Source organism: Actinokineospora sp. NBRC 105648 (assembly GCF_030269645.1).
Classification (GTDB): domain Bacteria; phylum Actinomycetota; class Actinomycetes; order Mycobacteriales; family Pseudonocardiaceae; genus Actinokineospora.
This window is the reverse complement of record NZ_BSTR01000033.1, coordinates 1-24813: the sequence shown is the minus strand read 5'-3', so window position 1 is coordinate 24813 and position 24813 is coordinate 1. Positions and strand designations below refer to the sequence as shown.

The 24813-nt window shown below is 70.7% G+C and carries 22 protein-coding genes; 14 read left to right on the top strand and 8 right to left on the bottom strand.

All coding sequences use genetic code 11. The features are described 5' to 3' along the window. The first annotated feature begins 446 nt into the window (after positions 1-446). From aspS to QSK30_RS24840, 6 genes are all read left to right on the top strand, one after another. The gene (gene aspS / locus QSK30_RS24865) at positions 447-2267 is read left to right on the top strand and encodes an aspartate--tRNA ligase (RefSeq protein ID WP_285506275.1); all 1821 of its coding nucleotides are present in this window, start codon (positions 447-449) and stop codon (positions 2265-2267) included. After that, positions 2267-3208 (top strand): DUF389 domain-containing protein, encoded by a 942-nt coding sequence (locus QSK30_RS24860; RefSeq protein ID WP_285506274.1) that lies wholly within the window; start codon positions 2267-2269, stop codon positions 3206-3208. Before aspS ends, QSK30_RS24860 begins: the two co-directional genes overlap by 1 nt. Before the next feature lie 175 nt (positions 3209-3383). Then, a complete protein-coding gene (locus QSK30_RS24855) occupies positions 3384-4610 on the top strand; it encodes a hypothetical protein (protein WP_352231615.1) in 1227 nt (408 codons plus the stop codon). Positions 4611-4690: 80 nt separating this feature from the next. Then, the gene (locus tag QSK30_RS24850) at positions 4691-5569 is read left to right on the top strand and encodes an SGNH/GDSL hydrolase family protein (protein ID WP_285506273.1); all 879 of its coding nucleotides are present in this window, start codon (positions 4691-4693) and stop codon (positions 5567-5569) included. A 10-nt stretch (positions 5570-5579) separates the two neighbouring features. Then, a complete protein-coding gene (locus tag QSK30_RS24845) occupies positions 5580-6680 on the top strand; it encodes a pyridoxal-phosphate-dependent aminotransferase family protein (RefSeq protein WP_285506272.1) in 1101 nt (366 codons plus the stop codon). 195 nt (positions 6681-6875) lie between these two features. Continuing rightward, a complete protein-coding gene (locus QSK30_RS24840; RefSeq protein ID WP_285506271.1) occupies positions 6876-7922 on the top strand; it encodes a zinc-dependent alcohol dehydrogenase family protein in 1047 nt (348 codons plus the stop codon). 732 nt (positions 7923-8654) lie between these two features. On the opposite strand, the gene QSK30_RS24835 is transcribed toward QSK30_RS24840, so the two are convergent. The 7 genes from QSK30_RS24835 to QSK30_RS24805 all read right to left on the bottom strand — a co-directional run bounded on the left by QSK30_RS24835 (position 8655) and on the right by QSK30_RS24805 (position 15423). After that, on the bottom strand, positions 8655-9803 hold the full coding sequence (locus QSK30_RS24835) for an LLM class flavin-dependent oxidoreductase (protein ID WP_285506270.1): 1149 nt from the start codon (positions 9801-9803) through the stop codon (positions 8655-8657). Further along, positions 9800-10339, bottom strand: coding sequence for an NADPH-dependent FMN reductase (gene ssuE / locus QSK30_RS24830; RefSeq protein ID WP_285506269.1), 540 nt, complete (start codon positions 10337-10339; stop codon positions 9800-9802). Before ssuE ends, QSK30_RS24835 begins: the two co-directional genes overlap by 4 nt. A gap of 57 nt (positions 10340-10396) precedes the next feature. Then, complete coding sequence (locus QSK30_RS24825; protein WP_285506267.1) at positions 10397-11608, bottom strand: acyl-CoA dehydrogenase family protein; 1212 nt, start codon at positions 11606-11608, stop codon at positions 10397-10399. Between the two features lie 30 nt (positions 11609-11638). Beyond that, the gene (sfnG, locus tag QSK30_RS24820) at positions 11639-12763 is read right to left on the bottom strand and encodes a dimethylsulfone monooxygenase SfnG (protein WP_285506265.1); all 1125 of its coding nucleotides are present in this window, start codon (positions 12761-12763) and stop codon (positions 11639-11641) included. 258 nt (positions 12764-13021) lie between these two features. Then, positions 13022-14218, bottom strand: coding sequence for a methyltransferase domain-containing protein (locus QSK30_RS24815; protein ID WP_285506264.1), 1197 nt, complete (start codon positions 14216-14218; stop codon positions 13022-13024). Beyond that, the gene (gene tgmB, locus QSK30_RS24810) at positions 14215-15168 is read right to left on the bottom strand and encodes an ATP-grasp ribosomal peptide maturase (RefSeq protein WP_285506262.1); all 954 of its coding nucleotides are present in this window, start codon (positions 15166-15168) and stop codon (positions 14215-14217) included. The genes QSK30_RS24815 and tgmB overlap by 4 nt, the downstream gene beginning before the upstream one ends. Positions 15169-15171: 3 nt before the next feature. Then, entirely contained in the window at positions 15172-15423 is a 252-nt protein-coding gene (locus QSK30_RS24805) for a hypothetical protein (protein ID WP_285506261.1), read from the bottom strand. 365 nt (positions 15424-15788) lie between these two features. On the opposite strand from QSK30_RS24805, the gene QSK30_RS24800 reads away from it, so the two are divergent. From QSK30_RS24800 to QSK30_RS24765, 8 genes are all read left to right on the top strand, one after another. Next, positions 15789-17084 carry a replication-associated recombination protein A gene (locus QSK30_RS24800; protein ID WP_285506373.1) on the top strand — a complete coding sequence of 432 codons (1296 nt, stop codon included), beginning with the start codon at positions 15789-15791 and terminating at the stop codon, positions 17082-17084. A gap of 119 nt (positions 17085-17203) precedes the next feature. Beyond that, entirely contained in the window at positions 17204-17623 is a 420-nt protein-coding gene (locus QSK30_RS24795) for a DUF948 domain-containing protein (protein WP_285506260.1), read from the top strand. After that, on the top strand, positions 17620-17904 hold the full coding sequence (locus QSK30_RS24790; RefSeq protein ID WP_285506258.1) for a hypothetical protein: 285 nt from the start codon (positions 17620-17622) through the stop codon (positions 17902-17904). The genes QSK30_RS24795 and QSK30_RS24790 overlap by 4 nt, the downstream gene beginning before the upstream one ends. A gap of 64 nt (positions 17905-17968) precedes the next feature. Further along, entirely contained in the window at positions 17969-20629 is a 2661-nt protein-coding gene (gene alaS / locus QSK30_RS24785; protein ID WP_285506256.1) for an alanine--tRNA ligase, read from the top strand. Next, on the top strand, positions 20629-21120 hold the full coding sequence (gene ruvX / locus QSK30_RS24780; protein WP_285506254.1) for a Holliday junction resolvase RuvX: 492 nt from the start codon (positions 20629-20631) through the stop codon (positions 21118-21120). Before alaS ends, ruvX begins: the two co-directional genes overlap by 1 nt. Continuing rightward, entirely contained in the window at positions 21120-22301 is a 1182-nt protein-coding gene (gene mltG, locus QSK30_RS24775; protein ID WP_285506242.1) for an endolytic transglycosylase MltG, read from the top strand. Before ruvX ends, mltG begins: the two co-directional genes overlap by 1 nt. Beyond that, positions 22291-23139: a shikimate dehydrogenase gene (locus QSK30_RS24770; RefSeq protein ID WP_285506240.1), complete on the top strand. Its 849-nt coding sequence runs from the start codon at positions 22291-22293 to the stop codon at positions 23137-23139. Before mltG ends, QSK30_RS24770 begins: the two co-directional genes overlap by 11 nt. 348 nt (positions 23140-23487) lie before the next feature. Further along, positions 23488-24036: a prepilin peptidase gene (locus QSK30_RS24765; RefSeq protein ID WP_285506239.1), complete on the top strand. Its 549-nt coding sequence runs from the start codon at positions 23488-23490 to the stop codon at positions 24034-24036. 507 nt (positions 24037-24543) lie between these two features. Here QSK30_RS24765 and QSK30_RS24760 read toward each other — a convergent pair. Then, positions 24544-24813, bottom strand: a 270-nt coding sequence (locus QSK30_RS24760) for a transposase (RefSeq protein ID WP_502871883.1), incomplete at its 5' end; no start/stop codon positions are given.

Below are 24813 nucleotides of genomic sequence, written 5' to 3'. Positions count from 1 at the left end.
CAGCGAGTCTGGCTGGTCGGCCGTCATCGCATGGCGGACACTCCCGTTCTGGTGAAGCTCACGAACTGGCTCGCGGGTGATACCGCTACCCATGTTCACTCCCTGGGTTACCCCTTACGCCCTGACGGTCACATTACGTCGTGGGGGGCCCGCTGGGTAGCGGCAGTGTTAATTCGTGGGTAACCAGCTCGCTGCCTGCCGTGACCGGATAGCCCACTCGGACGGGTTGCTATGCCGCCAATCGGGTCATGATCGACCCCCAAAGGGTTCACTGCGTTGAACGGTGTTCGATCTGGATCGCGGCTGGTTGGGGACGCTGCCGGACCCGGGTGAAACCTGCTGGACGGGCCCCCCGGGGGGTTGGCTAGCCTGACCCGAGCACCGTGAATCGGGTTGGTTCCCGATTTCGGGAAACTTCCCAGTATCTGGACAGGAGCGCGCAACCCGTGATCCGCACGCACGAGGCCGGAACCCTCCGCGCCGAGCACGCCGGGCAGACCGTCACCCTCAGCGGGTGGGTGGCCCGCAGGCGCGATCACGGCGGCGTCATCTTCATCGACCTGCGCGACGCCTCGGGCGTCTCCCAGGTGGTCTTCCGCGAGGGCGAGATGGCCGAGCGCGCCCACCGGCTGCGCGCGGAGTTCTGCGTCAAGGTCGTCGGCGAGGTCGCCGCGCGGCCGGCGGGCAACGACAACCCTGAGCTGCCGACCGGCGCCATCGAGGTGCTGGCCACTGAGCTGGAGGTGCTCAGCGAGTCCGCGCCGCTGCCCTTCCCGCTCGACGATCACCTCTCGGTGGGCGACGAGGTCCGCCTCCGGCACCGCTACCTCGACCTGCGCCGCTCGGCACCCGCCGCGGCCATGCGCCTGCGCAGCGAGGCCAACCGGATCGCCCGCGACGTGCTGCACGCCGAGCGCTTCCTCGAGGTCGAGACCCCCACGCTCACCCGGTCCACGCCCGAGGGTGCCCGCGACTTCGTCGTGCCCGCCCGGCTGCGCCCCGGTTCCTGGTACGCCCTGCCGCAGTCGCCGCAGCTGTTCAAGCAGCTGCTCATGGTCGGCGGCCTGGAGCGGTACTACCAGATCGCCCGCTGCTACCGCGACGAGGACTTCCGCGCCGACCGGCAGCCGGAGTTCACCCAGCTCGACATCGAGATGAGCTTCGTCGACCAGGAGGACGTGATCGCCCTCGGCGAGCGCGTCGTCGGGGCGCTGTGGCGCGAGCTGGCGGGCCACGAGCTCACCGGCCCGATCCCGCGGCTGTCCTACGCCGAGGCGATGGCCCGCTACGGCTCGGACAAGCCGGACACGCGCTTCGGCGTCGAGCTCACCGAGCTGACCGAGTACTTCGCCGACACCCCGTTCCGGGTGTTCCAGGCGGCCTACGTCGGCGCGGTCGTGATGCCCGGCGGCGCGAGCCAGCCGCGCAAGCAGCTCGACGCCTGGCAGGAGTTCGCCAAGCAGCGCGGTCACAAGGGCCTGGCCTACGTCCTGGTCGGCGAGGACGGCACCCTGGGCGGCCCGGTCGCCAAGAACCTGTCCGAGGCTGAGCGCGAGGGCCTGGCCAAGGCCGCGGGCGCCGAACCGGGCGACTGCGTGTTCTTCGCCGCGGGCCACCCCGACGACGCCCGCGCGCTGCTCGGCGCCGCCCGCCTGGAGATCGGCAAGCGGGTCGGCCTGATCGACGAGTCCGCGTGGGGCTTCGTCTGGGTCGTGGACTTCCCGATGTTCGAGGAGGCGGCCCGGGCCACCAGCGGTGGCGACGTGGCCGTCGGCGGCGGTCGGTGGACCGCGCTGCACCACGCCTTCACCTCGCCCACCCCGGAGTGGATCGACCGGTTCGAGCAGGACCCGGGCAACGCCCTGGCCTACGCCTACGACCTGGTCTGCAACGGCAACGAGATCGGCGGCGGGTCGATCCGTATCCACAGCAAGGACGTCCAGGAGCGGGTCTTCGCCCTGATGGGCCTGGACCAGGCGGAGGCGCAGGACAAGTTCGGCTTCCTGCTCGACGCCTTCGCCTTCGGCCCGCCCCCGCACGGCGGCATCGCCTTCGGCTGGGACCGCATCGTGATGCTGATCGCGGGGGAGACCTCCATCCGCGAGGTCATCGCCTTCCCCAAGACCGGCGGCGGCTTCGACCCGCTGACCAGCGCGCCCGCGCCGATCACCGCCGAGCAGCGCAAGGAGGCCGGGGTGGACTTCAAGCCCGCCAAGGCCGACGCCGCCCCCGCTGCCGTACCTGTCACCTCGCCCGTCACCTCCTAGTGCTCCACCTGCGGGTCATCTGCCCCGAGGCGGCCACCGACGCGGTGCTGTCCGTGCTGCGCGAGCACGCGGGCGCCACCCACCTGGTGTGCTTCCCCGGGGCGGCCCTGGAGCCCAAGGGCGACGTGGTCGAGGCCGACCTCGCCCGCGAGGCCACCGACGAGATCGTCGCGGAGCTGTGCGCCCTGGGCGTCGACCACGACGGCGGCATCACCCTCGACCAGGTCGACACCTCGCTGTCCGACGCCGCCGACCGGGCCGAGGAGGAGGCGCCCGGCGAGGCCGCGGACGCGGTGGTGTGGGAGGAGCTGGTCGCCCGCACCGGCGAGGAGTCCCGGCTCAACGCCACGTTCCTGGCGTTCCTCACCATCGCCTGCCTGCTGGCCGCCGTCGGGGTGATCACCGACTCGCCGGTCACCATGGTCGGCGCGATGGTCGTCGGACCGGAGTTCGGCCCGCTCGCGGCCATGTCGGTGGGCCTGGTGCGCAAGCGCGGCGACCTGGTGCGCCGGGCGGCGCTGGCGCTGGCCGTCGGCTTCCCGCTGGCGATCCTGGTCACCGCGGGCGGGACCTGGCTGGGCAACCAGGCCGGGCTGTTCGACACCAGCGCCATCGCCGGCGACCACCAGGTGGACTTCGTCTACGAGGTGGGCCCCTGGTCCCTGGTCGTGGCGGTGCTCGCGGGCGCCGCCGGGATGCTCTCGATGACCTCGGCGAAGTCCGCGGCGCTGGTGGGCGTGTTCATCTCCGTCACCACGGTGCCCGCGGCGGGCTACATCGGCGTGGCCGCCATCCTCGGCCAGTGGGACAAGGTCCTCGGGTCCGCCGGGCAGCTCGCGGTGAACCTCGTGGGCATCGTGGTCGCCGCCGCGCTCGTGCTGCTGCTGCGCTTCCGCGGCACGGTCCCCGGCGACGCCGGTCGCCCGCTGTCCGCCGGGTGAGCTCTCCCACGCACTGGGAACTCTTTGGTGGGCCGCACACCCGAAACAGGAATGACGTCGTTATTTGTTGTCGGGTGCCTCGTTCCGGATCGGTCATGACCACTACGGTCGTGGGGGCGAAGTCGCAGACCGGGCCGCGCGTGGCCACCTACGATCGGGAGTAGGGTCAGAGGAGATGAGTGTGGAGATCGCCGCCGATCCGCCGGGCACCGGCGATCCGGACGGCTCCGGCGACGTCGACCACGCCGCGAGCGCGGAGGTGCTGGCCACCGTCGTGGCCGCCGAGTCGGTGCTCAGCAAGCGCTTCGGCGCGCGGATCCGGCTCGCCGACCCGGAGGACCTGGGCGGCAGCGAGCGCTCGGTCGTGCTGCGGGTGAAGGTGGCCGCCAGCCCGTTCTCCCTGCCCCGCACCCTCGCCGTGAAGCGGTACGTCCAGCCCGCGGGCACCAGTCCGCGCGACAGCTGGGTGCGCGAGGCGGTGAGCTACCAGCTGTTCACCGCGCTGGCCGCCGAGGACCGGATGTGCCCGGAGCTCTTCGCCCACGACAGCGGTACCAACCTGCTGGTCATGGAAGACCTGGGGCGCGCGCCGACGCTGGCCGAGAAGCTGCACGGCGACGACGCGCGGGCCGCCGAGGGCGCGCTGCTGTCCTGGGCGCGTTCCCTGGGCAAGCTGCACGCGAGCACCGCGGGCCGGGAGGCGGACTTCAACGCGCTGCTGCGCAGACTCAGCCCGCCCAAGTCTAAGGACCCGCTCACCGTCGACGGCCCGATCGCGGTGGAAGCGCTCCCACAGCTGCTGGAGACCGAGTTCGGCGTCAACACGCCCGCGGCGGCGATGGCCGCCGCGCGGCACACCCTGGCCCTGCTCGACACCGCCCGGCACCGCGCGTTCAGCCCGTCGGACTCCTGCCCGGACAACAACCTCATCACCAACCGCGGCGTGCGGTTCCTCGACTTCGAGGGCGGCTGCGTGCGGAACATGATGTTCGACGCCGCCTACCTGACGGTGCCCTTCCCGTCCTGCTGGTGCGCCTACGCCCTCCCGCCCGGCATGACCGACGCGATGCTCGCCGCGTGGCGGGCGGAGGTCCGGGTCATGTGGCCCGACCTCGACGACGACGCGGTGCTGCTGCCCCGGCTGCTCGACGCCCAGCTGTTCTGGGTGTGGCTGACCACCTGGCAGTTCCTCACCGTGCCCGATGTCGAGCAGCTCGGCTCCGGCGGCGCCGTCCCCCGGCCGCACCAGGCCGACGTGCTGGTGGCCCGCTGGGTCACGCTGGCCAAGGCCGCGCGGCGGGCCCGGGTGGCCGCGGTGGCCGACCACGCCGACGCCGTCGTGGCCGCGCTCACCGCCCGGTTCGGCGAGCGTTCGCTGCCGCTCTACCCGGCGTTCGACTAGCACCGAAGCTTCGCCGGTCCGACCCCGTCCCGACACCGCGATCTCACCGCCGGTGAGCCCGTGGCGCCCATGGTTGTCCCGTGACCGCGGTGGGGATCGAACGCAGCACGTCCACGTACCCGGCCTGGACGGCCAGCACCCTGGCCATCCTCGGCGACTCGACCTCGGTGGGCCTGGGCGACCCGCTGCCCGGCGGCGGGTGGCGGGGCGTCGGCCCGCTGCTCGCGGCCGCGCTCGGCGCCCGCGCGCACAACCTCGCCAACACCGGCGCCCGGCTCGCCGACGTCCGCCGCACCCAGCTGCCCGACGCGCTCGCCACCCGGCCCGAGGCCGCCGTGGTGATCGTCGGCATGAACGACACGCTGCGCTCGGACTTCGACCCCGAGGGCATGCGCGTCGACCTCACCCACGTCGTGCGGGCGCTGCACGAGTCCGGGGCGGTGGTGCTGCTGGTGCGCTACCACGACCACGCCAGGGTGTTCCGGATGCCCGCGTCGCTGCGGCGCGCGCTGCGCGACCGGATCCAGCGGCTCAACGAGATGATCGACCACGTGGTGGCGGCCACCGGCGCGCCGTGCCTGGACCTCGACGAGCTGCCCGGCGCGTACGAGACGAGCGCGTGGAGCGTCGACCGGCTGCACCCGTCCGAGCTCGGGCACCGGTTGCTGGCCAACGGTTTCGCGGACCTGCTCGCGGCGCGCGGTTGCGTGGTGCGGGTTCCGGTGAGCATGGTCTGCGAGGGCGGCAGGCAGGCGGGTCCGCTGGCGCACTTCGCCTGGCTGGTGGTCAAGGGCATCCCGTGGCTGTGGCGCCGCGGCCGCGACCTGGTGCCCTACGCGCTGGGCATCATGCTGCGCGACCGCTTCGCCGATCGCGGGCTTGTCAACCCCCGGCTCGTCGATCCCCGGTTCCCGGAGGGCTGTGGACAGCTTCCGGCGGAGGTCGCGCCGCGTCCGTAGAGTGCGCGGCATGGCATTGGTAGACCGGATCCTGCTCGGCCCCGGACCGTCGAACCCGTACCCGGAGGCGACTGCCGCGCTGTCGGCGCCGCTGCTGGGCCACCTCGACCCGGAGTTCCTGCGCGTGCTCGACGAGACCTGCGCCCGGCTGCGCCGGGTGTGGGGCACGGAGAACGCGCGCACGCTCCCGTTGTCGGGCACCGGATCGATCGGCATGGAGGCGGCGTTCGCGAACTTCGTCCGGCCCGGTGACGTGGTGGTGGTCGGGGTCAACGGGCTCTTCGGCGAACGCATGGTGGACGTGGCGGGCCGCTACGGCGCCGACGTGGTGCGCGTCGACCACGACTGGGGGCAGCCGGTCGACGTCGAGCGGGTGCTGGCGGCGCACCCGGAGCCGTCGCTGGTCGCCGCGGTGCACGCGGAGACCTCCACCGGGGTTCGCAGCGACATCAAGGAGTTGTCGCTCGCCGTGCACCGGCGCGACCAGCGCGCGCTGGTCCTGGCCGACTGCGTGACCTCACTGGCGGGCATCGACGTCCAGGTCGACGCGTGGGATGTGGACATCGCGTACTCGGGCACGCAGAAGTGCCTCGGCGTCGCGCCCGGGCTGGCGCCGTTCACGGTGTCCGAGCGGGCCTGGGACCGCCGGGTCCAGCGGCCGCCCACCTGGTACCTCGACCTGAACCTCATCGGCGCCTACGTCGACGGGTCCAGCGGTGGCCGCACCTACCACCACACCGCGCCGACCGCGATGATCGCCTCGCTGCACGCCGCGCTCGGCCGGATCCTGGAGGAGGGCCTGGACACGGTGTGGGAGCGCCACCGCGCCGTGGGCGCCCGGCTGCACGAGGGATTGGCGGACCTCGGCCTGACCCTGTTCGCCGCTGAAGGTCATCGGCTCCCCGAACTCACCACCGTGCGCGTGCCCGAGGGGGTCGACTCCGCCAAGACCCGGCAGATCTTGCTGACCGAGTACGGCGTCGAAATCGGCCCGGGCGTCGGCGCGTTCGCCAGTTCGGTGTGGCGCATCGGCCTGATGGGCCACAACGCCCGGCTCGACCGCGTCGAGCTCATCCTCGGTGCCCTGCACCAGATCCTCAGCCGATCATGACCGCGACGCACCTGCTGGGCGACACCGAGACGAAGCTGATCACCTCGGTGCGGCCCTTCCCATCGCCCGACCACAGCGGTCGGCAGCTCCACCACGAGCGAGACGGCGTCCCACAGGCGCTCTCCCACGCAGGTCGGGGACGACACCACGCTGGCGGCAGCGCCAGCCAGGATCGCACGGTGAGGGAGACCAGTCATGCGTGAGACGGTTCTGCACGGCGCCAACGACATCCGGCTCGCCGACACACCGGTCCCGGAACTGCGCGACCCCACCGGCGCGCTGGTCCGGATCGTGGCCTCCTGCGTCTGCGGGTCGGACCTGTGGGGCTACCGGGGCGTCTCGAAGGTCGACCAGCCACGCCGGATGGGCCACGAGTTCGTCGGTGTGGTCGAGGAAGTGGGCACCGAGGTCCGCACCATCCGTCCGGGCGACTTCGTCATCGCCCCCTTCATGTTCAGCGACGGCGACTGCGTGCACTGCCGCCACGGTGTCCACACCTCCTGCGAACGCGGCGGCGGTTGGGGCGGTGCAGACCAGGACGGCAACCCGGTCGGCGGCGGACAGGCGGAGTACGTGGTCTCGCCCTTCGCCGACGGGACCCTCGTGGCCACCCCGGGAGTCCCCGACGACGACCTGATCCCAGGCCTGCTCACCCTGTCCGACGTACTCGGCACCGGCCACCACGCGGCAGTGTCCGCACAGGTCGGCCCGGGCGACACCGTCGTGGTAGTCGGCGACGGAGCAGTCGGCCTGTGCGCCGTACTCGCCGCCGCCCGCCTGGGCGCCGAACGCGTCATCGCCATGTCCCGACACGCGGACCGCCAACGCCTCGCCACCGAGTTCGGCGCCACCGACATCGTCACCACCAGGGGCGACGAGGGCGCCGCAGAGGTCCTGGAACTACTGGGCGTCGGCGCCGACGCCGTCCTGGAATGCGTCGGCACCAAGGAGTCCATGCACCAGTCCCTGGCGGCGGTCCGCCCCGGCGGCCGAGTCGGCTACGTCGGTGTCCCGGCAGGCGGCCCCGAACTCCCGATCCGACAACTGTTCTCCAACAACATCACCGTCGCAGGCGGAGTGGCCCCCGTCCGCGCTTACCTGGACGCACTCCTCCCCGACGTCCTCTCCGGCGAAATCACCCCAGGCCGCGTCTTCGACGCTAGCTACTCTTTGGCCGACGTAGCCACCGCCTACGCCGACATGGACTCGCGAAAGGTCATCAAACCCCTCCTCCGCCCCTAACCAGCAATCCACCACCACACACCCGCTGCCCGCCCACCCATTCAGCCGCCCACTCACTCAGCCGCCCACTCACTCAGGCAACCGCCCACCCAGCCACCCAGCCGCAGCCGCAGTCCCTCTCGATCTCGAGCCTCGTGAGATCCGGTTCTCTTGATACTTCAAATCACTAGAACCCGCGCCCGCTGGTACGCAAGACCCGTTACGTTTGTGCTCGATTGGGTGGACTGCCTTCGTGTGGGGGGAGGCGACCGCTAAACTTGACCTGGTAGTGGGGATGCCCTTCTCCCCACGCTTTTTCCCCACGCGGTCGCCTAGGGGCCCCGCGCGAAGGCAGTCCAGCCAATCGAGCCTCCGCTTTACTTGGGCAGCTCGTGGGGTATGCCGCACACCGACCTACGGTCGACCGTCTTCGGCGGCTCATCGCTTGGGTTGCCCGAGGAAAAGATGAGGGGCTCGATCCAGTGAACTCGCTTCGTGTGGGGCCCCTAGAGCACCGCGGTGGAGAGAAAAGGGCAGGGTAAGGGCATCCCCACCCACGGCAAGTTTAGCGGTGCTCTCCCCCCACACGAAGCGAGTCCACTAGATCGAGCATTCGTAGCGGGACTTGCGTACCAGCGGGGTCGGCCTCACCGCTGCGGTTTGCTGGGGGGCGGGAGAAAGTGAGGAGCACGGCCTATTGCCTTCTGTCCCACCCCCCCGGCCACCCATGCCAAAGCCCACCCGGCTCGAGGTTCAGCGGGCTGAAGCGAACGGGATTCCATTGCTCGACACCACTTCCTCCGCGAACGGGTGTTCCCATCGTCCCCTGGCCCGCAGTAGTGGCAGCACACCTTCGCCGAACCAGTAAGCCTCTTCCAAGTGTGGGTGTCCTGATAGGACGAACTCGTCGATCCCCAGGTTCGCGTATTCCTCGATCCGGTCGGCCACTTCGCTGTGGCTGCCCACCAGTGCTGTTCCGGCTCCGCCTCGTACCAGGCCGACGCCTGCCCAGAGGTTCGGGTAGATCTCCAGGCCGTCCCGTTGGCCGCCGTGCAGTTCCAGCATGCGTCGTTGGCCCTCGGACTCGCTCTGGGCCAGGCCGCTCTGCACCCTGGCGATGGTGTCCGGGTCCAGGGCGTCCAACAATCGTCTGGCCTCGGCCCAGGCCGCGTCCGCTGTGTCGCGGCTGATGACGTGCAGTCGGATCCCGAATCGCACTGTGCGGCCTTCGCGGGTTGCCGCCGCGCGTACTCGGGCGATCTTGTCGGCTACCGCTGCCGGAGGTTCGCCCCAGGTCAGGTAGACGTCGACGTGTCGTGCCGCCACGGTGATCGCGGACGGGGATGAGCCGCCGAAGTAGACCTCCGGTGTCGGGTCGGGGATCCTGGCCAGGGACGCGCGTTCCACTCTCAGGTGTTCGCCCGCGAAAGTCACTTCCTCGCCGCGCCACAGGGAGCGGACCACGTGTAGGAACTCGTCTGCGCGGCGGTAGCGGGCGTCCTTGTCCAGGAAGTCGCCGTAGGCGCGCTGTTCGTGGCTCTCGCCGCCGGTTACCACGTTGAGCAGCAAGCGTTTGCCCGAGTGCCGTTGGAAGGTCGCGGCCATCTGGGCCGCCAGGGTCGGTGAGGTCAGGCCCGGGCGGAAAGCCACCAGGAACTTCAGGCGTTCGGTCACCCCCGCCAGCATTGCCGTGGTCAGCCAAGCGTCCTCGCACCACGCGCCAGTCGGGGTCAGTGCGCCGACGAAGCCGAGTTGCTCGGCGCTCCGGGCGATCTGGCCGAGGTACTCGATGGTCGCGGGGCGCTCCTTGCCCGCCACCGTGGTCGCCGTGCCGTGGCCGCCGCCGACCAGGTAGCGGCTGTCGCCGTAGGTGGGCAGGAACCAGTGGAAGGTCAGGCTCATCGCAGCGCGCCCGCGGGCAGCACGCCGGCGAAGGTGTCCACAACGGACAGCAGCGGCGCCTCCGCGTCCGGGTGCAGCACGACGCCGGTCGGGGTGACCTCGATGTGCTGGTCCAGCACGAACCAGCCCGGCACGATGTGGTGTGCTCCGAGCGAGGACAGCACCGGCCGCAGTGCGTAGTCGAGCGCGAGCACGTGCGCTGGGCTGCCACCGGTCAGCACCGGTAGTGCTGCCTTGCCCGCCAACGCGAACTGCGGCAAGAGGTCCAAGAGGGACTTGAGGAGTCCCGTGTACGCCGCCTTGTACACCGGTGACGCCACCACGACCCCGTCCGCGCCCGCGATCGCCGCCGTGACCTCGACGATGGCCGGGTCGGTGACCTCCGCGTGCAGCAGGGCCTTCGGCGGCAGGTCGCGCACCCGCACGAGCCGCACGTCGTGGCCGTGGCCGCGCAGGCGTTCGGCCAGGTGCTCGGCCAGCGCGGCGGTGCGGGAGGTCGCCGACGGGCTGCCGGAGAGGACGACGATCGAGGACACGGGATACCTCCGGGGGGCGGGGCGGGCCGAGCGTGCTCGGCCCGCCCGTGGGGTGGGTCAGGAGTACCAGGTGGGTTCGGGGATCTCGTCGCGCAGGACGAAAACCCCCACCTCACGCCGCTTGTAGGCGACCGGGTCGTGCAGGGTGTGCGTGCGCACGTTGCGCCAGAAGCGGTCCAGCCCCTCGCCCGCGGCGGTCGAGCGGGCACCGGTGACCTCGAAGACGCCGCTGGTGATCTCCAGCGCCACCTCGGTCGCCCGCGCCTTCACCGCGGCGACTCGCACCTCGTGCTCGCCGCGCTCTCGTGCGGTCACGGCGTCCGGGTTCTGGTGGATGGCCAGACCCTCTTGTGCTACCTGGTCTGCCAGCGCCTCTACCGCCCAGAGCTTCGACGTGAGGTCCCCGTACACGTCGAGGACGTACGGCTCGTCGACCGCGCGCTCATAACCGCCGTGCAGCCAGGACCGGGTCTTCTCAACGGTGTAGGTGCGCGCTGTCTCCAGCGCCCCGCGTGCGATGCCGAGGTAGAAGTTGACGAACACCAGTTGGATCGTCGGCACGTTGAGCGTGTTGTAGACCTTCGGGGTGAACTCCTTGTCGACGTAGCCCGCCGCCGACGCCCAGTCGACGCGCACGTTGTCGATGCTGACGCTGCCCGACTCGGTGAGCCGCTGGCCGATGTTGTCCCAGTCGTCGTGGAAGGTCAGGCCCTCGATGGTGGACGGCACGATCGCGAAGATGTGCTTGTCGGTGCCCGCCAAGACCCCTTCGAGCACGGTCAGATCGGAGACCTTGCTCCCGGTGGAGAACGACTTCCGTCCGTTGTAGACGATCGTGTCGCCCTCGTCGGTGATCGTCACGTCGGTGTCGCGCGGGTTGACCGCGCCACCGAAGAACAACCGGTTGGTCGTGGCGAGCTCTTCGACTGCCGTGATCTGCTCGGGCGTGCCGACCAACCGGGCCGCCCAGAACCAGAGGTAGTGGTAGCCCAAGAGCTGGCCGATAGAACCATCAGCCTTGGAGATCTCGCGCACCACCCGGTATGCGGTAGGCCAATCCTGACCACCGCCACCGTGCGCGCTCGGGCCGAGCAACGTGACCAGACCGGAGTCCTTGAGCAGCTGCACCTCCGCGTGCGGCGTCTTGGCCTCGCGGTCACGGCTGACCGCGTCGACGGCGAGCAGCGCCGACACCTCGGCGGCCCGGGTGAGCCACTCCTCGGCGGTCGACGGCGTGGATTTGGACCAGTCAGTCTCAGTAGTCGTCATGGTCGTGCCTTTCGCGAGTGAGAGGGGGCGTCAGACGCCAAGGGGCTCGACCGTGGCGGCACCCCGGTCGGCTTCCAGCTCAAGAGCGCGCACGATGGGGAGCACGTGCTTCCCGAAATACTCAACTTCCTCGTGGTAATGCAGGAATCCCAGCAGGGCGAGGTTGACTCCCAGCTTCCGGTACGCCACCAACCGGTGGGCGATCTGCTCGGGGGTCCCGATCAGCTTGCTGCGGAAGCCGTCGTTGTACTGGACGAGGTCGTCGAACGACGAGTCCGCCCACATCCCCTTACCGTCGCCGGTAGAGCTACCCGCTTGCTGGACAGCGTCGCGGAAGCCGCGCACCGCGTCCGGGTTGGCCTTCGCGACGATCTCGCGCAGCGTCTCCTTGGCCTCCGCCTCGGTGTCGCGGGCGATGAGAAAACCGTTCAGCCCGAAGCGAACAGTGCGCCCGTGCGCGTGCGCGGAGGCGTTCACCTCGGCGATCTGCTCGGTGACGCCGTCGAAGTCCTTGCCGTTGCTGAAGTACCAGTCGGACACCCGCCCGGCCATCGCCCGCGCGGCGGTGGAGTTGCCGCCCTGGAAGATCTCCGGGTGCGGCCTGCCCGGGCCGGTCAGCGGCTTGGGCTTGAGGTCGTAGCCGCGCAGCCGGTAGAAGTCGCCCGCGAACTGCGCCTCGTCCTCGGTCCAGCTCGCCCGCAGCACCCGGATGAACTCCTCCGACCGGCGGTAGCGCTCGTCGTGTTCCAGCCAGGGTTCACCTAAAGCGGTGAACTCGCCCTTGAACCAACCCGAGACGACGTTCACCGCCGCGCGCCCGTCGGACAGGTGGTCCGCGGTGGCGACCAGCTTGGCCAGCACCCCCGGGTGCCACAGCCCGGGGTGGACCGCGGCGATCACCTTGAGCCGCTGGGTGGCCAGCAGCAGCGCCAGGCTGAAGCTGGTCGACTCCTGCTGGTAGGCCGCGCCGTAGCTGGCCATGTAGCGCACCTGGCTCAGGGCGTACTCGAACCCGTTGTCCTCGGCCAGGACAGCCAGCTTGCGGTTGTACTCGTAAGACCAGTCGGTGCGCTGCTCGATGTCGCTGACGACGAGACCGCCGCTGACATTGGGCACCCAGTAGGCGAACTTGAGCGGATCCAGTTGCTCGGACATCGGGACTCCGGGGGTGTCGGCCGGGCACGCTGCGGGGACCGGCCCGCGTGGGGCGGTCGGCGGGGTGGACCCTCAGCGGTGACAGCCCTGGCTGCACACTCGGGCGAAGTCGACGTGCCTGCGCCGGGTAAGGGCTTGGGCCTGCTTCACCGTGGACACGCTCTTATCCGAACACCGGCACCGGTGGCGGTCAACAGGTGACCGCGGGTGTCCAACGGCTGAGAAGGGGGAGCCCCCGGCCGCGCGGTGTGCTTGCTCTCAGACGAGCGGCAGGGGCCAACGGTGCGGACCATCCGGACTGTCCAGCCAGACGAACTGCTCCCCGCGCGTGACCGTGACACCGAACCGGTCGACGCCGGGCCTGCCCAGCTCGCCGAGCAGGTCCCAGGTCGACTCCACCGTGTCCCACAGCCGCCGCTCGCCGCGCTGCACCACCAGACGGGTGCCGTCCGACTCAGTGAACACGTCCGCGCGCGACAGGTCGGACGCGGTCACCGAGACCGCGTGCTGCCGGACGCCGGTGGCCGGGTGCGCGGTCTCGCCCGCGTAGAGCCCGTCGACGCCGCGCAGTTGGAGCTGGAGCAGGAAGCGGAACGGCGCGTCGCCGACGAGCGCGGCCGGGTCCAGCCGAGTCGTGGTCCAGGAGACCGTGCCCACCGCGCCCGCGGACGTGCTCTGGTGCGGGCGCAACGGGTTGTCCGCCTGGGGCCGCAGCCACATGAAGTGCCCCTCGAAGCCCGCGAAGCGCCCGGCGAGCCTGATCGGGTCGCCGTCGCCGTCCAGCACGCAGACCGGACCGGTGGCCAGCTCACCGCGCACGTTCGCGACGACCCGGCCGCCTGGGCGCAACTGCTCAACCCAGGTCGCCGGGATGCCCGGCACCCCCGCGGTGGCGATGATCCGGTCGTACGGCCCGTGCTCGGCGGCACCCAGCTCCCCGTCGCCCACCACGAGTGTGGGCCGGTGACCGATCTCGGCGAGCCGCTCGCGCGCGGCCGCCACCAACCCGGGGTCGAGGTCGACGCTGACCACGTTCGCCGAGCCGACCAGGTGGCTCAGCAGCGCGGCGTTGTAGCCGGTGCCGGTCCCGATCTCCAGCACCCGGTGGCCCGCGCGCACGTCCAGGCTCTCCAGCATCCGCGCCATCAGGCCAGGTTCGGTGGACGAACTCGTCGGCACCAGCAGCGGGCCCGCTGCGGTGCTCCAGCCGTCGGGGTGGGCCAGGCGCTGGGTGGTGAGCGAGCGATCGGTGTACACCGCCCGCAGCCACGCCTGCTCGTCGTCCTCGGCGGCGAACGCCGGGCCGGTCGTGCCGACGGTGAACCTCGGCACGAACACGTGCCGAGGTGTCTCCCGGTAGGCGGAGATCAGCTCGGGCGTGGTCAGCGCCCCGTCGCGGACCAGGGTCTCGACGAGGTCGGCCGCCAGCGGCGGCCAGGGGAGCAGCGTGGTCATGTCGCCTTGCCTGTGAGCAGGTCGGCCAGGGCCGAGGTGATGGGAACACCGGTCTCGCGCTCGAGCCAGAGCCACTGGCCCGACGGGTTGCACTCCAGGAAGACCCACTCGTCCTCGGGGGTCACCACGAGGTCGAAGGCGCCGAACGCGAGCCCGAAGGCGTCCAGGTAGTCGCACAACCGCTCGGCCACCGCCGCGGGCACGGCCGCGGCGGCGTAGGTCAGCGACGCGTAGTCCGACCGCCAGTCGCGCCGGGCCGCCGCGCTGTGCGCGTGGATCGCCACCCCGAGCGGGCGGCGGCCCACCATCGTCACCCGGACCTCGTACTGCTTGTCGACCCGCTCTTGGAACAGGTGCGCCGTCGCCCCGACCATTGCCGGATCGATGTCGTCGCCGTCGATCGGAGTGGTGTAGGTGATCCGCACCGAGTCGTCCACCCGGTGCGCAACCGAGGAAAGCGGTTTGCACACAACGTGACTGTTGTGCTCACTGAAAGCCGCCACCGCGGCGTGGTCATTGGTGATCAGCGTGTGCGGAACCGACAGGCCGATCCGCGCGGCGACCGACAATTGCAGCGGTTTGTATTCCGCGATCGCGGTCTTCGCCGGGTCGTTGACCCAGGTGCCGTCGAACGTGGCCAGCACCCCACCGACCGCGAGGCGCGCCTCCTCGGCGGCGAACGCGCGGTCGGCCGCGGACAGCCCGTCGGGGAAGGCGAACCGGGTGGGCCGCCGGTAGTAGATGGCGCCGAAGCGCTCCAGGTCGAGCGCCCCGGCGAGGTGCCAGCGGCCGCCGCGCAGTTCCGCGGTGAAGCCCACCGCCGCCGGGAAGTCGCCCAAGTCGAACCGCTCGACCGGGTGCGACCTGCGGTGCAGCTCCTCGGTGATCGCCTTCGCGGTCAGGTCGTCATGCGCGCTGACCACGAGAACCGCGCGCCCGGTCGCTCCCACGGCTCAGCTGTCGGTGACCACGATGGGCACCGCGTCGGTCTCCACCCGGCCGTCGGCGCCGAACTGGGTCTGCTTCACCTCGGTGTCCTGGGTCGCGGTGGTCTCGTCGCCACCGGCCCGCGGTGGGGTGACCGCGAGTGCGGCGGAATACGGCCGCAGTCCCGCCGGAACGTGCTCGGGCGGCGCGTAACCGCCGCGTTCGGTGAGGGGGAGGAGGGCGCCTGCCGGGAAAATCGGATCTGCTGGAGTGGTCATGCGTTTCCTCTTGTCGACAGCCCTGGCGGGTGTTGTCAAAGGTAGGGCACACCCCGGGATCGGGCAGTTCCCCGGCGGGTGAATCCGATCATGCGAAGGGGTCCGGTTTTCGTCGGTGGCACATGTTCGTCGATTTCCCGCTCGCGTCCTCGCCGGCCCCCTGAACGCTGATCAGGTTGAAATCATCCCGACCTCCACGCAAAATTTAAGGCTGACCGCCGGGCGTTGGCAAGCCGCCCGATCAGGTGACGTCAACGCGCTTGTCGCCCAGGGCGGACCGCTCGCCCCATGACCGCGTGCGGGTAGCGTCGAACACCGTGGAACAGGAGTTCGACCTCTTCGGCGCACCCGCCTCCTCCGCCGCCGTGCGCAAGGCGGCGGCGAACACCCCGTTGGCTGTGCGGATGCGCCCGGCCACCCTGGACGAGGTGCTCGGCCAAGACCACCTGCTCGGCGCCGGCGCCCCGCTTCGCCGCCTGGTCGAAGGGGCCGCTCCCGCATCGATCCTGCTTTACGGCCCGCCAGGCACCGGTAAGACAACCCTGGCGACTCTTGTGTCCTCAGCCATCGGCAGGCGCTTCGTCGCCCTCTCCGCGCTTTCCGCGGGTGTCAAAGAAGTTCGCGCGGTCATCGACGACGCACGGCGACGTCTTACACACTCCGGTGAGTCGACCGTCCTCTTCATCGACGAGGTCCACCGCTTCTCCCGCACTCAGCAGGATGCCCTCCTGGGAGCCGTTGAAGACCGCATCGTCCTCCTCGTCGCCGCGACGACCGAGAACCCATTCTTCTCCGTCGTCTCCCCGCTGCTGTCCCGCTCTCTTGTGCTCCAACTACAGCCTCTTACCGATACCGACGTCCAAGCCCTCATCCGCCGCGCGGTCGCCGACGACCGCGGTCTCGCGGGCACCGTCACCCTCGACGATGACGCCGAGGCGCACCTGGTCCGCCTCGCCGGTGGCGACGCGCGGCGCGCGCTCACCGCGCTCGAGGCCGCCGCCGACTCCGCGCTCGCGACCCGCGACGGCGCCATCGACCTGGCGACCGTCGAGGCCACCGTCGACAAGGCCGCCGTCCGGTACGACCGCTCCGGCGACCAGCACTACGACGTGACCAGCGCCTTCATCAAGTCCATCCGCGGCTCCGACGTCGACGCCGCCCTGCACTACCTCGCCCGGATGATCGAGGCGGGGGAGGACCCGAGGTTCATCGCCCGCCGCCTGGTCGTGCACGCCAGCGAGGACATCGGCATGGCCGACCCCACCGCCCTGCAGGTCGCGGTCGCCGCCTCCCAGGCCGTGCAGCTCATCGGCATGCCGGAGGGCAGACTCGCCCTCGCTCAAGCCACCGTGCACCTGGCCACCGCCCCGAAGTCCAACGCGGTGATAACCGCGATCGACAGCGCTATCGCCGACGTTCGCGCGGGGGCCGCGGGCTTGGTGCCCGCGCACCTGCGCGACGGCCACTACGCGGGCGCCAAGAAGCTCGGCAACGCCACGGGTTACCGCTACCCGCACGACGTTCCCGAGGGCGTCCTCACCCAGCAGTACCCACCCGACGAACTGCGCGGCCGCGACTACTACGAGCCCACCCAGCGCGGCGCCGAACGCCACCTCGCCGACCGGGTGCCCAAGCTGCGCAGGGTTGTTCGAGGCGACTGAACCGGCCCGCGATGGGCACACTGTCGACACGGGACAGGGCCACCTGACCGGGCAGGCCCGCCCGCGAGCGGCACGGTAGCCTGGCGCGGATCAATCCGGGTCATGCCAGAGGAGGGCTCGTGACAGCAGGGCAGATCGCCGCGCTGGTGGCCGCAGGCGCGTTCGTGCTGCTGGTTGTGCTGCTGGGCATCGTGCTGGCCAAGCTGGGCCGCACGTTGGACGAGGCCACCATCGCCATCCGCAAGGCGCACGAGAACAGCGACCCGCTCTTCGACGGCGCCAACACCACGCTGACCCACGTCAACACCCAGCTCGAGCGGGTCGACGGGATCACCGCCAACGCCCAGGCCGTCACCGGCAACGTCTCCGCGCTCGCCTCGGTGTTCACCGCCACGCTCGGCGGCCCCCTGGTCAAGGCCGCGGCGCTGTCCTACGGCGTCAGCAAGGCCATCCGCGCCCGCCGCCGCGCCAAGGGTGAGATCGAGGGCAAGCACTCCCGCCCCGCCAAGGGCCGCAAGCGCCGCGGGAACCGGTCATGAAGCGCGTGTTCTGGCTCGGCGTCGGCATCGCCGCGGGCGTCGCGCTCAACCGCAAGGCCCGCTCCACCGCGCACGCCGTCACTCCCGCGGGCATCGCGGGCAACCTCGGCGACGCCGTGCGCGAGCTCGCGGGCGCCATGGGCGCGTTCGGCGCCGACGTCCGCGCGGGCATGACCGAGCGCGAAGAGGAGCTGACCGACGCGGTCGAGCGCCGTTCCGGCGTCACCCCCGGCAACCGGCCCGCGCGCTCCGACGCGCGAGCGCGCAGGGCGAACGGCTGAGCCAGCCTTCGCCGTTCGCCGCGCCCGCGCCCGTCGAACCCCCGTGATCGAATGAAGGACCACCGTGCAGACCCATGAGATCTCCAGCCGCTTCCTGGAGTACTTCAAGCGCACCGGCCACACCCAGGTCGCCAGCGCCTCGCTGATCTTCGAAGACCCCAACCTGCTGTTCGTCAACGCGGGCATGGTGCAGTTCAAGCCGTACTTCCTCGGTGACGTGCCGCCGCCGTACCCGCGTGCCACCAGCGTGCAGAAGTGCGTGCGCACCGGCGACATCGACGAGGTCGGCAAGACCACCCGGCACAACACGTTCTTCCAGATGGCGGGCAACTTCTCCTTCGGCGACTACTTCAAGGCCCAGGCGATCGAGCACGCCTGGACGCTGATCACCAGCAGTGTCGCCGACGGCGGCTACGGCCTCGACCCGGAGCTGCTGTGGGCCACCGTCTACCAGGACGACGACGAGGCCTTCGCGCTCTGGCGCGAGATCGCCGGGCTGCCCGAGGAGCGCATCCAGCGCCGCGACGGCAAGGACAACTACTGGGACATGGGCGTGCCCGGCCCCGGCGGGCCCTGCTCGGAGATCTACTTCGACCGCGGCCCCGAGCACGGCCGCGACGGCGGCCCGGTCGCCGACGAGGACCGCTACCTGGAGATCTGGAACCTCGTCTTCATGCAGGACGAGCGCGGCGAGCTCAGCCCCAAGGAGGGGCACAAGCCGATCGGGTCGCTGCCGACGCGCAACATCGACACCGGCATGGGCATCGAGCGGGTCGCCACCCTGCTCCAGGGCGTCGACAACGTCTACGAGACCGACCTGGTCCGCCCGGTGATCGGCAAGGCCGAGGAGATGTCCGGCCGCCGCTACGGCTCCGGCAACGCGGTCGACGACGTCCGCTTCCGCGTCATCGCCGACCACGCCCGCAGCGGCATGATGCTCATCGGCGACGGCGTCACCCCCGGCAACGAGGCCCGCGGTTACGTCCTCCGCCGCCTCTTGCGCCGAATCGTCCGTTCAGTCCGCCTGCTCGGCGTGAACGAGCCGGTCTTGGGCGAGTTCGCCGCCGTCGTGCGCGACACCATGTCGCCCTCTTACCCCGAGCTGGCCTCGGACTTCCCGCGCATCGAGTCGGTGATGCGCAAGGAGGAGGAGACCTTCCTGGCCACCCTGGCCAGCGGGAACAAGATCTTCGACCTGGCCGCCGACCAGCTCAAGGCCGACGGCCGCGCGCAGCTGCCCGGCGACAAGGCCTTCCAGCTGCACGACACCTACGGCTTCCCGATCGACCTGACCCTGGAGATGGCCGCCGAGAAGGGGCTCACGGTCGACGAGACCGGCTTCCGCGAGCTGATGGCCGAGCAGCGCGCCCGCGCCAAGGCCGACGCCGCCTCCCGCAAGACCGGCCACGGCGACCAGTCGGTCTACCGCGACCTGCTCGCCCAGGGACCCACCGAGTTCCTCGGCTACGAGTCGCTCGCCGCCGAGGCCACCGTCCGCGGTCTGGTCCGCGAGGGCACGCGGGTGCGCAGCGCGGGCGAGGGCGAGATCGTCGAGGTCGTGCTCGACCGCACCCCGCTCTACGCCGAGTCCGGCGGCCAGGAGAGCGACGCGGGCACGATCACCGGTCCCGGTGTCGAGCTCGAGGTGCTCGACGTGCAGAAGGTCGCCCGCAAGCTGTGGGTCCACCAGGTGCGCGTGCGTAGTGGTGAGGTCACCGAGGGTCTCAAGGTCGAGGCCCTGGTCGACCCGGAGTGGCGCATCGGCGCTCGTCAAGGCCACTCCGGTACGCACGTGGTGCACGCCGCCCTGCGCGAGGTGCTCGGCCCTACCGCGTTGCAGAGCGGCTCTTACAACAAGCCCGGCTACCTGCGCCTCGACTTCGCGTGGTCCGGTGCGCTCTCCCCGGAGACGCGCAGCGAGATCGAAGAGGTCTCCAACCTCGCCGTACGCAAGGACCTCCCCGTGCGCGTGGTCTACACCGACATGGGCGGCGCCCACGACCTCGGCGCGGTAGCCCTCTTCGGGGAGACCTACGACGAGACGGTCCGCGTCGTGGAGATCGGTGGCCCCTGGTCGCGCGAGCTCTGCGGTGGCACGCACGTGGAGCACTCCTCCCAGATCGGCCCGATCACGTTGATCGGCGAGTCCTCGGTGGGCTCCGGCAGCAGGCGCCTCGAGGCCTACGTCGGCATGGACGCCATGCGATACCTGGCCAAGGAACGCGCCCTCGTGCAGAACCTCGCGGGGATGCTCAAGGTGCCCGACGTCGAGGTCCCCGGCCGCGTCGAGGCTCTCATCGAGCGGCTGCGCACCGCCGAGAAGGAACTCGAGAAGCTCCGCGCCGGACAGCTCCTGTCGTCCGCGGGCACCTTGGCCGACAAGGCCGAAGAGGTGAACGGCAACGCCCTTGTCGCGTTGCAGGTCCCTGACGGGGTCAACGCCAACGACCTGCGCGCGCTGGCCATCGAGGTCCGCAACCGGCTCGGCTCGCGCCCCGGCGTGGTCGCGCTGTTCTCCGCCGACGGCCCCAAGGTCAGCTTCGTCGTCGCCACCACCGCCACCGCCCGCGACAACGGGCTCGCCGCGGGCAAGCTGGTGCCGTCCTTCGTCAAGTCCATCGACGGCCGCGGCGGCGGCAAGCCGGACATGGCCCAGGGCGGCGGCGCCAACCCCGCGGGCATCGGCGAGGCGGTGACCGCCCTGCGCGGGGCGCTGCCGGGCTGATGGGCAGCAGACCAGACCGGCCCGGAGCCGACGACCCGGGGCGCGGCCGCAGGCTCGCCGTGGACGTCGGCTCCGTCCGGGTCGGTGTGGCGCTGAGCGATCCCTCTCCCATTCTGGCCACTCCGCTCGTTACGCTGTCCCGCGACGAGCGGTCGGGCGGCGATCTCGACCGGCTCACCGAGCTCGTCGCCGAGCACGAGGTGGTCGAAGTGGTGGTCGGATTGCCCAGGACCCTCGCCGCGCGTCACGGCGCGGCCGCGCAGGGTGCGGTGGCCTATGCCACCGAGCTGGCCCGCCGGGTCGCCCCGGTGCCGGTTCGGCTCGCCGACGAGCGCCTGACCACGGTGTCCGCCTCGCGGATGCTCAGTGAACGGGGGGTCCGCGGCAAGCGCCAGCGCGCTGTCGTGGACCAGGCCGCGGCTGTGGAGATCCTGCAGTCGTGGCTCGACGCCCGGTCGGCGGCGCTCGCACGATCTGCGGAGGCGGAGTGATGACCGACGAACTCGGGCTGTTCGAGGACGAGGATCAACGCGAGCGCAAGCCCAAGCGCGACACCAGGCGGATCAAACTGGCTGTCTTCGGCCTCGTCGTGCTCGCCCTGATCGGCGGCGGCGTCTGGTACGGGCTGCGCATGCTCTCCGACATCGGCGGCTACGACGACTTCTCCGGCGCGGGCGAGTCCGACATCGTGGTCGAGGTCAAGGGCGGCGACTCGACCGGCGCCATCGCCACCACGCTCAAGGACCAGGGCGTGGTCGCCAGCGCGAAGGCGTTCATCGCGGCCGCTGAGTCGGAGGCCAAGGTCCGCTCGGTGCAGCCGGGCTACTACGTCATGCGCACCAAGGTCTCCGGCAAGGACGCGGTCACCGCGATCGTCAACCCCAAGGCTCGCGTGGGCAACCTGCAGATCAAGGCGGGCACCCAGCTCGACGACATCACCAACGGCACCAACGTCACCCCGGGCATCTTCTCGCTGCTGTCCAAGGCCTCGTGCGCGGACCTCAACGGCAAGAGCACCTGCGTGCCAGCGGAGGAGCTGCGCAAGACGGCCGAGACGGCGGACCTGGCCGCGTTAGGGGTGCCGGACTGGGCAGTCGCCGACGCCTCGCGCGCGCCCGAGGCCAAGCGCAGGCTCGAGGGCCTGGTCATGCCCGACGTCTACGAGGTCAAGCCCGGGTCCTCCGCCGAGGAGTTGTGGAAGAAGCTGCTCTCGGACTCCTCGGCCGTGCTGCAGAGCGCCGGGATGCCCGCGTTGGCCGACGCCACCGGGTTCACCCCGTACCAGGTCCTCGTCATGGGGTCGCTGGTGCAGCGCGAGGCGATCACGGCCGACTTCACCAAGGTCTCCCGGGTCACCTACAACCGGCTGGCCAAGCCGATGGAGCTGCAGTACGACTCCACGGTCAACTACGTGCTCGACCGCCCCGCCATCCGCACCAGGTCCGAGGACCGCGGCAAGGCGGGCGGCTACAACACCTACGCCAACATGGGGTTGCCCCCCACGCCGATCGCCTCGGTCAGCCGGGAGGCCCTGGAGGCGGCGGCCAAGCCCGCGGAGGGCCCGTGGGTGTACTTCGTGCGGTGCAAGAAGGACGGCACGTCGTGCTTCGCCACCTCGCTTCCCGAGCACCAGGCGAACGTGAAGCTCGCCGAAGACAACGATGCCTACTGACCTCCGCCGCGCCGGGATCCTCGGCTCGCCGGTGACCCATTCGCTGTCCCCCGTCCTGCACGGGGCGGCCTACGCGGCGCTCGGCCTGCCGTGGACCTACGACCGGATCGAGTGCGACGAGGTCCGGTTGCCGGGGTTGGTCGCCGATCTCGGCCCGGAATGGGTCGGACTCTCGGTGACCATGCCCGGCAAGCGGGCCGCCCTGTCGGTCGCCTCGACCGCCACTCCCCGGGCCACGGCGGTCGGAGCGGCCAACACCCTTGTCCGCACCGAGGAGGGCTGGCTCGCCGACTGCACCGACATCGATGGTGTGGTGGGGGCACTTCGCACGGCGGGTTTCACGGCGGGGGAGACCGGTGTCGTCTTGGGCGCGGGCGGCACCGCGTGTGCTGTGCTGGGCGCGTTCGCTGTACTGGGCTTGTCATCCGCGACTGTGGTTGTCCGCGACCCCGCGCGCGCCGCAGACGCGGTGGAGTGCGCGGGGCGCCTCGGCTTGGCGCTGCGGGTGGAACGCTGGTCGGAAGTGGACTTCACCGCGGCAGCCAAGTCCTGCGCTGTCTTGGTGAACACCGCGCCGCCTGCCGCCACTGCTCCAATCGCCACCGAACTGTCCCACGCGCCCGTTGTCCTGGACGTCATCTACCACCCCTGGCCAACCCCGTTGGCCACGGCGGTGCTGGCGGCGGGCGGCAGCCTCGCGACGGGCCTGGACATGCTGCTGCACCAGGCTTTCGGCCAGGTCGAGCACTTCACCGGCAGGCCCGCCCCCCGCATGGTCATGCGCGACGCCCTGCATGAGGCGACCGGCGGCATCGTCCCGCTCCCAATGCACACCTGACGAAATCCGTCAAGCCAACCATCCCCACCGTATCGAGCGACTGCGGACCTCCACCCTGTTCTCCTACCTTGGAAGAGAACAAAGGAGCCCACCGTGCTTGGTAATTCCACTATGGACAATCGTTCTGCCGCTTCCCCCCGCCTTGGGAAGGAACGGTTCCACGCCGCCGGTGCGAGCGGTGCCACTCGTGCCGCCACCCGCATCCGTGCCCCGGAAGCCCTACGCCTGCTTCTCCTCGGCTTGAGCGCGATCCTCTACCCACACCTGCCAATGGTCGGCACGCTCTGGCAATCGGTTGCCCTTGGCGCCTCAGCCGGTCTCGCCGCGGGTACCTGCGCGTGGCGCGCGTTGTCGCTGATCCCTCGTGGCACCAACACATCCCTCACCCCGTGCGCGACCGCGACGGCTCTCCTGTGGTCGGCCGCCGCCGTGGGCAGGCACTACGGCGTGCTCCCCGACCGGTGGTTCCCCGTCGTCACCTTCCTCGTCTGGCTGGCCGTCCCCCTGACCATCGTCGACCTCCGTCACCGACGCCTCCCGAACGCCCTGACCCTTCCGGCGTTCCCTGTTGCCGCTGCCCTCATCGCCTTCGCCGCTCCAAGCGCTTTGGTGCTCTGCAACGCTTTGCTAGGCGCGGTTCTCCTGACCACGTTCCACGCCCTCATTCACCTGACCGCCCCCGCCGCCCTCGGCATGGGCGATGTGAAACTCGCGCCCACCCTCGGAGCCATCCTTGGTGCCGCAGACCTGCACACCCTGCCGACGGCCCTGCTGATCGCCGCGATGGCGACCCTCGCCCTGCACCGCTTACACCGACCACAGTGGCGTACTGGCATCCCGCACGGCCCCGGCCTCTTAGCCGCGACCATCGTCTTAGCCGTCTTGAACCACCCGTGATCTGGTCTACCCGGGAGCAAATCTGTTGCGGTCGAACGCATCCGCGGCCCGGCGGCGAACCCGCCCGGCTCTTCGGCAAGCCGAACCTGTCGAGTCCGGAGCACAGACAGCAACCTGCTGCGGCCCCGCATCGAACTCGACGGCTTGGCCGAGGCGCCGAGCGGCCGCGGACCCGAGCATCAGGTTCGTGTCCAGTCCGATCAGCGTGCGCAGGACCACGCGCAGTCCGAGCGCAGCAAGGTCAGCGGTGCGCGCCGGGTCGGGATGGTGTGGTGGTCAGGTCGACCAGCGTGCCGTCGAGGTACTCGGCGAGCGGGGATGTGGAGTCCGCGTCGTGCGTCCGGGCGCAGGGGCGTTTCCGGAGTGGCTGATGAGCGGGTTCGCCGAACCTGCCTCCAGTAGCGTGGCCGGCTCGTCTTAGGCGACGGCGTTGCCTTGGTCGGGCGTCGTCCCGCACGAGCGCCGCCACGTGCCTGCGGGCGAGACTGGTGACAGTGAGGGGCGAGTTCAAGCGGTGGAAGCATCCAGTTCGAGGAGTTCGGTGAATACCTCGCCGGGTTTGCGCCAGTCGTGGAGTTTACGGGGTCGGTCGTTGATCTCGGCGGCGATGGCGGCCAGGTAATGCGGGTCGCTGGTGATCTCGATGCCTTTGGGCAGGTACTCGCGGACGATCCGGTTGAGGTTCTCGTTGCTGCCGCGTTCCCAGGGTGAGTGCGGGTGGGCGAAGAACACCGGCAGCCCGGTGGCGGTGACATCGGAGTGCAGGGCCATCTCCGA